Below are 2,527 nucleotides of genomic sequence, written 5' to 3'. Positions count from 1 at the left end.
ATCACGCAAAGGCCGTACTGCTGTCCGCGGAACGGCGAAACCCGCAACCGGGCACAGCACCAGCCGCGGGTCGAACCTCAAATCACAAGCTTACGATTCATCGTCCGCCGTGTTGGCCATCTGCCCCCTTGTTCTTGCTGCTGTGAAGCCAATCGTAGGTGTTGGGTTCTGAGAGCCTGTCGGGTGACCTTCGCATGCATGGGCTGGTCCCGGTGGGGCGGAAGCCGTCCCTCTGCGGTGCGCTGCGGGCTCAAGGTGGGCTGGTGCGGTCGTTCGGGGCATCAGCGGCCACTTTCTGCGATCTTGCTGCCGGCCCTTCTACGGTTGCCTGGAGCTTCGGGGCCGTGGAGCCGGCTGTCTGCTGCGGGTGATTGGCGGGGACGAGATGGCATCTCAGGCGAGGTCGCTGCATATGCAGGCGCCCACCGAGTTGCCCTGCTGTCCGGCTTTCCCCGCCTTCGGCGCGACCATCAGGGAGACGCCCCCGGTGTGGGTGGTCACGCACAGCGAGCACATGCTGCGCCGCATCTGGCAGGAGGCGGGGCTGGGGCTGCGCAGCGCGAGGGCCTTCAGGCAGCCATCCAGCTCGGTCACGAGGTAGGCGCGGTCGGGGGCCTGGGGCCCCGCCGGCCGAGGAAGTCCAGGTCGTCCCATGGCCGGTCGGCCAGGTCCCCGTGGGACCGACAGGCGCTTCGCCTCGCCCTTGGTGCCGTTCACGAACGCGGTACGGATCGCCTGCTCAGCCAGCGGTTTCAGAGCGGGTAAGGTAAATTGCCTAATAGGGTTAGGTAAATGCTTAGGCGATACCGGTTGATGGAAGGGTGGTCATGGCAAGAGCTGGGCTGACCGCGGAACGTCTGACGCAGGCGGGGGCGGAACTGGCCGACGAGGTCGGCTTCGACAAGGTGACCCTCTCGGCGCTCGCCCGGCGGTTCGGCGTCAAGGATGCGAGTCTGTACTCGCACCTCAAGAACTCCCAGGACCTCAAGACCAGGATCGCCCTGCTGGCTCTGGCGGAACTCGCTGACCGGGTCGCTGCGGCCCTGGCCGGGCGGGCCGGCAAGGACGCCCTGGCGGCCTTCGCGAACGCCTACCGCGATTACGCCCGGGAGCACCCCGGCCGCTACGCCGCAGCGCAGCTCAGGCTCGACCCGGAGACGGCGGCTGCCAGCGCCGGCGGTCGGCACGCGCAGATGACGCGGGCGATTCTGCGCGGCTACGACCTGACGGAGCCGGACCAGACCCACGCGGTGCGGCTGCTGGGCAGTGTCTTCCACGGCTACGTCAGCCTGGAGATGGGCGGAGGCTTCAGCCACAGTGCCCCCGACTCGCAGGAGACCTGGTCATGGGTCTTGGGCGCTCTCGACGCCCTGCTGAGGAACTGGCCCGAGCCCTGACGCGCCCCCGCCACCAGCCGGATACCACCGGCCGCCGGCCCATGTGATGACGGCTCGCCGACATTTCGTGACAGATCAGACGTGCAGACTTGGGCAGGTATCGGACAATGAACACCAACCACAACCTGATCACCACGCCCCTCACCGCGGACATCCTGCGCGGCGCCCTCGATCTGGAGCGCACCGAGCACGGTGTGCTGCCGCACCGGCTACCGGCCCAGGCCCGCGCCCAGTGCGCCGACGGCCAACTGGCCATGGCGGAGGCCCAGCCCTCCGGCGTGCGGCTGGTCTTCCGCACCCGGGCCACGGTCGTGGAGCTGGACACGCTGCCCACCAAACGCGTCTACGTGGGCGCCCCGCCCCGCCCGGACGGTGTGTACGACCTGCTCGTCGACGGCCGCCTGGCCGGCCAGGCCGGCGTGACCGGCGGCAACGTCCTGACCATCGACATGGCCACCGGATCCGCCGCAACCCATCCAGGCCCGGTCGGCACCCTTCGTTTCACCGATCTGCCCGCCGACGCGAAGGACGTCGAGATCTGGCTGCCGCACAACGAGACCACCGAACTGGTCGCCCTGCGCACCGATTCCCCCGTCGAGCCGGTGCCGGATCGGGGCCGCAAGGTGTGGCTGCACCACGGCAGTTTGATCAGCCACGGCTCCGACGCCGCAAGCCCCACCACCACCTGGCCCGCACTCGCCGCCTCTTTCGGCGGCGTGGAGCTGGTCAACCTGGGGCTGGGCGGCAGCGCCCTGCTCGACCCGTTCACCGCACGCGCCCTGCGTGACACCCCCGCAGACCTGGTCAGCATCAAGATCGGCATCAACCTGGTCAACACCGACCTGATGCGCCTGCGCGCCTTCACCCCGGCTGTCCACGGCTTCCTCGACACCGTCCGCGACGGCCACCCCACCACACCGCTGCTGGTCATCTCGCCCATCCTGTGCCCCATCCACGAGGACACGCCCGGCCCCAGCGCCCCGGACTTCACTGTTCTGAGTGCCGGGAAACTGCGCTTCCGCGCCGCGGGCGACCCCTCAGACCCGAATCCGCAGGTAGTGGCGGTGTCCGGTAGCTGATACGACGACAGGTGCGCTTCGAGTTTGAGAAGATCGAGGTTCCTACGCCTA

General features: G+C 68.7%; 2 protein-coding genes and 1 pseudogene. 2 read left to right on the top strand and 1 reads right to left on the bottom strand.

All coding sequences use genetic code 11. The features are described 5' to 3' along the window. Positions 1-393: 393 nt before the first annotated feature. Positions 394-717, bottom strand: coding sequence for an FBP domain-containing protein (locus ACWD6R_RS40290; RefSeq protein WP_451823303.1), 324 nt, complete (start codon positions 715-717; stop codon positions 394-396). 110 nt (positions 718-827) lie between these two features. On the opposite strand from ACWD6R_RS40290, the gene ACWD6R_RS40285 reads away from it, so the two are divergent. Together ACWD6R_RS40285 and ACWD6R_RS40280 are read left to right on the top strand one after the other, a co-directional pair. After that, positions 828-1,397, top strand: coding sequence for a TetR/AcrR family transcriptional regulator (locus tag ACWD6R_RS40285; protein WP_451823302.1), 570 nt, complete (start codon positions 828-830; stop codon positions 1,395-1,397). Between the two features lie 107 nt (positions 1,398-1,504). Beyond that, a pseudogene (locus ACWD6R_RS40280) lies at positions 1,505-2,440 on the top strand (SGNH/GDSL hydrolase family protein); the annotation flags it as partial. Positions 2,441-2,527: the final 87 nt, after the last annotated feature.

Source organism: Streptomyces sp. NPDC005151, from assembly GCF_053599875.1.
The sequence above is the reverse complement of the archived record's forward strand: the minus strand, read 5'-3'. Positions and strand labels throughout refer to the sequence as shown.